Here is an 8,319-nt window from a genome sequence, read left to right as displayed (position 1 = left end):
CCTGAAGACCAGCCCAGGCATCAAGGTCGCAGTCTTCATCCCCGGTGTGGCCAACGCATTTGGAGAGGCGCAGGAGCGAGCGGCAAAGGAGACTGCAGCGAAGCTGGGCATGGACATGACCTTGTTCGACGGAGGTTACGATCCGAACAAGCAGTTCAATCAGATGCAGACAGTTCTTAAATCGGGGGACTATGACGCCGCGGTCGTAATGGCCCTCGACGGCGTGATGGGCTGCAAGCTCCTTACCGAAGATTTCCCAAAGGCGAACATCCTTACGTCGATTTCAGGGGCGCCACTGTGTGATGACGGAAAGAATTTGGCCGGTAAGTCGATTGACGAGGTCTGGTCACCGGGCACGTTCAACTTCGTGGGCAGCAACAACACCCGCGATTACGTCGACGGCTGGTTAGCCGCCGCGGCAAAGGCAAACCCAGGCAAGCAAAAAGTCGTGGCTTTACTGGGTCCGGGGACTAATCAGCAGACGCGTGTCATAGAAGCCGCAATGAGAAAACTCGCTGAGGACAACGCCGACTACACCGTTGAATCGATCTACACCGACTGGACGACGACTGACGCGTACAACAAGACGCAAACCTACCTGCAGGGCCATCCGGACACCACCCTCGTAGTGTCTGCGTCCTCGCCCGACATCACACAGGGCGTCATCCAGGCCGTAGACAAAGCCGGGCTTGCAGGAAAGGTTCACATTGTGGATCAGGGCTTCGGGAAGTTCCAGATCGAACAAATTCAGGCAGGGAACGTCCAGCTTTCGACGCTGCTCTTCCCATACAACGGGATAAAGGTGAACCTCGAGTCTATCGCCGCTGCGCAACGCGGAGACGCCGGCACTCGGTTTGTGGATGACTCGCTCATTGGCACTGCCAAGAGCCCCTTTACGGTCACGAAAGAAACGTTCTCCCAACTGCCCGCAGAGCTCCGCTAAGCCGCAGGTCACCCAGACTCAGGGCTGCGGCGGCGTTCACTAAAAAGTCGCCCCAGCCCAGTACAGAAAGAAGTCCAGGCAATGCAGCCTTCACAATCGGAACCGGCTGTCGCCGTCGCTCTTAAGGCGGTGTCGAAGACCTATGGTGCCACCCGCGCTTTGATCGAGGTGGACGTCGAGATCCATCAAGGAACAGTGCACGCACTGATCGGCGAGAACGGAGCCGGCAAGTCCACCGCGTTGGGCGCAATCGCCGGCCGCGTCGATTTCGACGGGGGTGCCGTCGAAGTCTTCGGTGAACCGCTCGAACCGGGGAACCTTCGCGGAGCTCGGCGGAGCGGCGTCTCTGCTATCTATCAGGAACTCACGATCGTCCCGCATCTGGATGCAGCGGCGAATGTTTTCCTTGGATCCGCACTTTCCCGGTTCGGCGTTCTTTCCAGCCGCGAGATGCGTCGGAGATACGTCCAGTTGTGCGCCGAGCTGGAGGTTCATGCCGTTCCTGCTGGGGTGCCCGTGGGTACCCTCTCGGTGGCTGAGCAGCAGTTGCTCGAGATCATGCGGTCGCTCGTGATCGAACCCCGCGTCATCCTCTTCGATGAACCGAGCGCTTCGCTTGCTGTCGAGGAACGGGAAGCGCTCTATAAGGCGATCGAAGGACTACGCAAGCGCGGCGTCACCATCGTGATCGTGAGCCACAACTTCGACGAAATCGAACGGCTCGCGGACCGCGTAACGGTTTTCCGAAATGGCCGAGCCATCACCACGAGCAGGCGGGGAGAGAAATCCCGGGCCGAACTCGTGCGCGCAATGCTCGGCGAGCAGCGAGGAGACCAGACCCTTGGCCGTGTCCTCATGGACAAGCCGGTCGATACACCCACACGATCCATTGAGCCGGGCCTCGCACCCGTCCTTGAAGTGGTCGGTCTCACAGTGCCGGGCGTAATCGAGAACATTGACCTGGAAGTGAAGCCGGGGGAGATCCTTGGCATCGCCGGTCTTGTAGGTTCAGGACGCTCGACATTGCTGAGGGCCCTCGCTGGCGCGGAACCCACGGCGCGAGGAACCATCCGCTTATCAGGCGCGGAGTCCCCCTGGCCGCGAACCGTCCGCGCCGCGCGGAAGCTGGGCATCGGGTTGATCCCGGAGGACCGTAAAGGACAGGGGCTGGTCATGCCCCGCAGCGCCGCGGACAACATCGCACTGTCCAACCTTGCCTCCGCCTCATCCGGTGGAGTGATTGGAAGAAGGAAACTCCGTGCAATGGTCACCGAGGCGGCCTCAAAGCTGGACTTTCCAGTAAGTCGTCTTGGTGAACGAAGCGACAGATTCTCCGGCGGCAACCAACAGAAGCTGTTGATGGCACGGTGGTTGTACGACCGTCCGCGAGTACTCCTCGCCGACGAGCCCACACGCGGCATAGACATCGGCGCGAAGGGGGAGCTCCTCGAGACCTTACGGGTAATGGCCGCTGATGGCATCGGCATCATCGTGGTCTCATCCGAGCTCGAGGAAGTACTGGCGGTATCCGACCGGGTGCTCGTCGTCGCTAAGGGCCAAAGCATGGGTCTGATAGAGCGAAACGGCGATCAGCAGATCGCAATGGAAGACGTACTGAAAGCCGCATTCGGATTGAAGGAAAACGCATGAGCACCACCACGGACAGAAACACCACCCCCGAAAACACCATCACTCCTGGTGCGACGCCAGTTAGGAGACTCAACCTAAGGGAGAGAGCCACGAACCTCGGGATGGTATGGGTGCTCATTCTCCTCGTCATTACGGCGATCATCCTCAACCCCCGCTTCCTTAACCCAGGAAACCTCGTCAACATACTCAGCCAGAATGCCCCTGTGGGCATCATCGCCGTAGGAATGACGTTCATTATCATCGCCGGAGGTTTCGACCTTTCGGTGGCTTCCGTGCTGGCTATCGGCGGAGTCTCTTACGCAACCCTCTCCCAAATGATGCCTGCGGGGCCCGCGATACTCATCACCTTGGTGATCGGATGCCTTCTCGGTCTGATCAATGCCTTCCTCATCACGAAGGCGAAAGTGAATGCGTTCATTGCCACCCTCGCCACCTCATCGTTATTCAGCGGTTTGACCTTGCTGTTCACGAACTCCAAACCGGTTTCCATGGCCCCAAGGGGCTACGATTTCCTCTCGGACCAGGACTTCCTGGGAGCACCCCTCTCCGTCTGGCTGCTCGCGGTCCTGGTCGCGGCAGGATGGTTCGCACTTTCCAAGACCGTCTACGGCCGAGGAATCTACGCAATCGGCGGCAATAATGAAGCTGCCCGGCTGGCCGGACTGCCCGTGATCGCACTCCGGGCAAGTACGTACATGCTGACGGCGATGCTCGCCGCGCTCGCCGGAATTGTCCTGGCCTCGGTCATTGGCGTCGGACAGCCAGGCGTGGCCGTCAACGTCACGCTCAACTCGATCGCGATCGTCATTATCGGCGGGACTTCCTTGCTCGGCGGAGAAGGCGCCATGTGGCGCACACTCGTAGGCATCCTGATCTTTGGAACCATCAACAACGTCTTCGACATCCTTGCATTTCCACAGGCGATGCAGGAAGTTGCTCTCGGCGTGATCGTGCTCGGCGCGGTATCACTCGATGCATACACACGATCGCGGAAGCGATCCGGGGAGGCTTGAGAGGGCTCTCGCGACGGGCTAGGTCGCGTTCATCACAGGACACTTTTCAATATCGGAGCCGCGGATGTGGCCATGCTCAGGACAGGACATGGCCAGGAGAACAAGTACCTGCAGTTAGTGGACCGGCAGACGGGGGCTTCGTAACAGCGCTGGCGTCGTCTGGCCCGCCATAGGTGCTGGCGGCGGGCAGGGTGCCTGAGCGGATCGAACCAGGGTTGCGATGTCCGTTTTCCCGGGCCCCAGCGTCAGTACGAGCGTGCCGAAACGGATCTAGCGTCCTCTGGGCCGGGCGTGATTGAGGTCCGGGGTCCAGGCGTCGGTGATCAGCGACTGGCGGAAGGCCTCTGGCGAGGTTGGGAAAGCCCGACCCGGTATGCTCGGGGCGGGCTGCCAGCAGGACTGGGCCCTTAGACCCCTCGGAGGGTATGAGCGAAGTCAGCTTGCTGTTGTTGTCATGGCACTGAACGCTGACCAGCAGGCGGCCAAGCCGAGACAGGCCGGTCGACGCCCGCAAAACGCCTGCGGGCCCGTCTCCGTAGTAATTCGAAGTGCCAGACCAACGGTGGGGCCAATTCGGACGCGGGCGCCGGCGGCAGCTGCAGCATGGCCGCCCTATCCTGACGGATCAGTTCAGCAGGCCGGGCCCCGGTCCGCCGAACTAGCCGGGCATTGGCCGGGGGCAGCCACTGGTCTAGCTGGGCATTGGAGTCCTCGCGGCGAGAGGAGCGCCCTATCCAGGTAGGAACGGAGTTGCAGGGACCTGGTTGGCCGGCTCCACTACGCCGTTGCTCTCCGTGTCGTGCGGTTTCATCTGAGCAATCCGGGTGCGAGGACCCCGGTCAACGCCGCCACTCCGGGCATAGCTGTTCCGCTGCCCGTTCATACTGGCTCAGTTCCGGAGCGACCTTTGGCTGCCCATTGCCAAGCCTGTAAAACTCCCCGAAGAGTGCCTCGCCGTAAGTAAGTGCTTTGATGAGAAAGCAGATGGTTCTAGGAACCGGCTCAGGGTGTGGGCCGGCCGGGTTGGGGAGATGGTGCACAAGGTGTTTCTGTGGGTCGTGGGACGTGTCTTGGTCGGTTCCTTTGCCTTTTATTCTGGTGCTACAACTTCCGGCTCGCCGGCGTCCGGCGGTGACTGAGCGATGAAGACTGAAGTGCCAGTCCCAGCGGCTGGGGCGGCACCAGCTCATGAGACGGCTGACGTCCGGTCCGGCGGGTTTCCCCTGCGAAGGCTGCGCGGTCCATCGGTTCCGGGACGCTGGCTCATGTTGGTCCTCGTTGTGGACGTGCTGTGCGTAGGGATCATTCGATTGCCCTCCCTGCTGGGAAGCGAACCCTGGGTCACCCCCGGGGGGCGGGATTGGATCCCGGAGCTCATTGCGTTGCTGTTCGTGCCGGTTGAGGCCTATCTGGCGGGCGATTCTTCGGCCAGCAGTACAGGGAAAAGCTGGAGGCGTCCCGCACCGGCAAACCGGTGGACAAGGTCCTGGATGAAGTCACGCCTTGGCGTTGGGCCATTGATGCTTCGGGCAGGTTCACATACTGCTGCCCTGAAAGTTTGCATCTGGTGGGCTACGGACCGTCGGAGCTCATGGGGCAGCATTTCGGTCTGATTATCGACCCGGAGGACCTCGAGGGTTTGCTCCAGGACAGGACGAGCCGGGCGGACACGGACGGGGCGTGGGGGACGCGGACTGTTTTCCGCCACCGTAACGGAAGCCCGGTCCTAGTCGTCGTGTCGGCCAGGGCTCGTACCGGCGCGGAAGGGGAGTATCTCGGACTGGAGGGAACGACGCGCTCCGTCGTGTCCGGAACCACAAACGATGGTCCTGTCGATGGGACCCGGCGGCGGGTGGAAACCCTGATTGCGGAACGCCTTCTGTCAACGGCATTCCAACCCATACGGTCGCTCCAATCCGGGCAGGTCATCGGGGTTGAAGCGCTGACCCGCTTTCTGATTTCCCCGGACTCTCCGGACACCCATTTCAGTGCGGCTGATTCCGTCGGGCTCGGCGTGGAGTTGGAGATCCTGGCCCTTGAGACGGCGCTGGATGCTGCGACGGGCCTCCCGGATCATCTCTACGTGGCAGTGAACCTTTCGCCCGATGCGTGCCTCGATGCGAGGGTGCTGAGGGTCCTGAATCCCCGGGCCGGCGGATCGTTTTGGAGGTCACAGAGCGTCATGCCGTCGAAGAGTACGGCCCGCTGGCGGGGGCTTTGGCGTCCCTGCGCCGCACCGGGCTGCGGATCGCGGTCGATGATGCCGGCGCCGGGTTCGCGTCCATGCGGCACATTCTCAATCTCGCACCTGACCTGATTAAGCTCGACCGGGATGTCATTGCAGGGATCCATACGGACCCCGCCCGGCAAGCACTTGGCACAGCAATGGTGGGCTTCGCGGCTGAAATCGGGGCCTCCTTGGTGGCCGAGGGAATCGAAACTGCGGCAGAGCTCGCCATGGTCACGACGCTGGGGATGCAGGCCGGCCAGGGCTATTTCCTCGGCCGCCCATCCGCGAATCCCGAGGACTGGGCCAGTTGGGTCAGACAACCCTCTGCCGAGGACACTGATGCGATCTGACCCTGTGCGCCCGTCGCAAGGGACAGTAACGTGCGGCTGTGGATAGTTACTGCCCTGTCAGGACCGGTCCACAGTTCGCTCTGGCTGCTCGTGGGCCGCCGAGAAGAGAACGATGATGGTCACAGTACGCCCATTGAGGTAAACGATGAACGCCAGCGCCGTTGTGGCCAAAGTCTTTCCAGACGTTTGTGGCGGGACGGAAGCCACGGGCTGGAGCTGACGCAGTTGTTCCGCTGAACAATCGAACCGAATCACGGTCCAGCTTCGGGAATAGGGCCGCCGTAAATTCTTCATTCGCGTCATACGGGCTGCCTGCCCGTGCTCCATTTGGAAATGACCTCTGGCAAGGTGCAAGTATGAAAACGCTCGATTGTCGCACCCCCTGTCGGGGTGCCGAGGTTAAGGGGAGTTGTAATGGACGCGCGGCTTGAAGCCATCCGGGACACGGTACTGGCCCGGAATCCAGGCGAGGGGGAGTTCCACCAGGCGATCACCGAGGTCTTCGAGAGCCTGGGGCCTGTCCATGACCGCCACCCCGAATTCCTGGAAGGCGCCGTCCTTGAGCGGCTCTGCGAGCCCGAACGGCAGATCATCTTCCGCGTGCCGTGGACGGACGACGCCGGGCGGGTCCGGATTAACCGCGGTTTTCGGGTGGAGTTCAACTCCGCGCTGGGTCCCTTTAAGGGTGGCCTGCGGTTCCATCCCTCGGTGAACCTGGGAATCGTGAAATTCCTCGGCTTCGAGCAGATCTTCAAGAATGCCCTGACCGGCATGCCGATCGGCGGCGGCAAGGGCGGCTCCGACTTCGACCCGCGCGGACGCTCCGACGCCGAGATCATGCGCTTCTGCCAGTCCTTCATGACGGAGCTGTACCGCCACATCGGCGAGTACACGGACGTCCCGGCCGGGGATATCGGCGTCGGCGGGCGCGAAATCGGCTACCTCTTCGGACAGTACAAGCGGATCACCAACCGTTACGAGTCCGGCGTCCTCACCGGCAAAGGCATCTCCTGGGGCGGTTCGCTGGTGCGGCCCGAAGCCACCGGTTTCGGGACCGTGATCTTTGTCGAGGAAATGCTCAAGACCCGCGGGAAGTCCTTCGAGGGCCAGCGCGTGGTGGTGTCCGGCTCCGGCAACGTCGCCATCAACGCGATCGCCAAGGCCCAGGCGCTGGGCGCCACGGTGGTGGCGTGCTCTGATTCCTCCGGCTACGTCCTGGACGAGGCCGGCATCGACGTCGCGCTGCTGCGTCAGATCAAGGAGGTCGAGCGCGGACGGCTCAAGGAATATGAAGCCCGGCGCTCCGCCGTCGCCTATGTGGAGGGCGGCTCCGTCTGGGACATCGACGCGACGGTCGCGCTGCCGTGTGCGACGCAGAACGAGCTCGACGGCGACGCTGCCGCCCGGCTGGTCCGCAACGGCCTTCTGGCGGTGGGGGAGGGCGCCAACATGCCATCCGCGCGCGACGCCGTCGCGGTCTTCCAGGAAGCCGGCATCCTGTTCGGCCCGGGCAAGGCCGCCAACGCTGGAGGTGTGGCGACGTCCGCGCTGGAAATGCAGCAGAACGCCAGCCGCGCCTCCTGGTCCTTCGCGCACACCGAGGACCGGCTCACCGAGATCATGGTCGGGATCCACGACCGCTGCGCGGCCACCGCGGACGAGTACGGGGACCCAGGGAACTACGTGCTGGGCGCCAACATCGGCGGCTTCGTGAAGGTAGCCGACGCGATGCTGGCCCAAGGACTCATCTAGCTTGCATCGCAGAAAATAGCGGTCCAGGAACGTACCGGTTGCGTCAGATGTGAAGGCCGATAACGGACGTTCCGTCAGCCTCATCCAGTCTGTTACTGCTGAACTGGAGTGTGTGGACATTGTCCACACACTCCAGTTCAGACTGGGTTGTACTGCCTTCGAACTGCGTCAGATTCCGCATGTTTTGGCGGGTTCCCAGTGTTTTCAGGGGTTGGAATGCAGTTCGAGTCCCACCTCGGGCACGTGTTTTCCCAGCTCAGGGGCTTGTAGGCCTCTGAGTGTGTACAAATCTCCTTTTATGGGCCCTTGCGGGGGCCCATTTTTTGTTGGTGGTGGCTGGTCTGACGGCTCCTTGTCGTGACCTGGACAGCGGAGTTGCTG

The 8,319-nt window shown here is 62.0% G+C and carries 5 protein-coding genes and 1 pseudogene; all 6 read left to right on the top strand.

Features of this window, described 5'->3' with window-relative positions:
* The coding region (locus AC1DBQ_RS19605; protein ID WP_476930097.1) for a sugar ABC transporter substrate-binding protein at nt 1-943 on the top strand (943 nt) is incomplete at its 5' end.
* A gap of 81 nt (nt 944-1,024) precedes the next feature.
* Nucleotides 1,025-2,593 carry a sugar ABC transporter ATP-binding protein gene (locus AC1DBQ_RS19600; RefSeq protein ID WP_476930096.1) on the top strand — a complete coding sequence of 523 codons (1,569 nt, stop codon included), beginning with the start codon at nt 1,025-1,027 and terminating at the stop codon, nt 2,591-2,593.
* Complete coding sequence (locus tag AC1DBQ_RS19595; RefSeq protein ID WP_476930095.1) at nt 2,590-3,606, top strand: ABC transporter permease; 1,017 nt, start codon at nt 2,590-2,592, stop codon at nt 3,604-3,606. The genes AC1DBQ_RS19600 and AC1DBQ_RS19595 overlap by 4 nt, the downstream gene beginning before the upstream one ends.
* Before the next feature lie 1,474 nt (nt 3,607-5,080).
* Nucleotides 5,081-5,725, top strand: a pseudogene (locus AC1DBQ_RS19590) (PAS domain-containing protein); the annotation flags it as partial.
* Nucleotides 5,716-6,186 carry an EAL domain-containing protein gene (locus AC1DBQ_RS19585; RefSeq protein ID WP_476930094.1) on the top strand — a complete coding sequence of 157 codons (471 nt, stop codon included), beginning with the start codon at nt 5,716-5,718 and terminating at the stop codon, nt 6,184-6,186. The pseudogene AC1DBQ_RS19590 and the gene AC1DBQ_RS19585, both read left to right, overlap by 10 nt.
* A gap of 414 nt (nt 6,187-6,600) precedes the next feature.
* Nucleotides 6,601-7,938 carry an NADP-specific glutamate dehydrogenase gene (gdhA, locus tag AC1DBQ_RS19580; protein ID WP_476930093.1) on the top strand — a complete coding sequence of 446 codons (1,338 nt, stop codon included), beginning with the start codon at nt 6,601-6,603 and terminating at the stop codon, nt 7,936-7,938.
* Nucleotides 7,939-8,319: the final 381 nt, after the last annotated feature.

Source organism: Arthrobacter sp. 10T413_2 (assembly GCF_056394205.1).
Note: the sequence above shows the minus strand (reverse complement) of the source record. Positions and strands in the feature narration are given on the sequence as shown.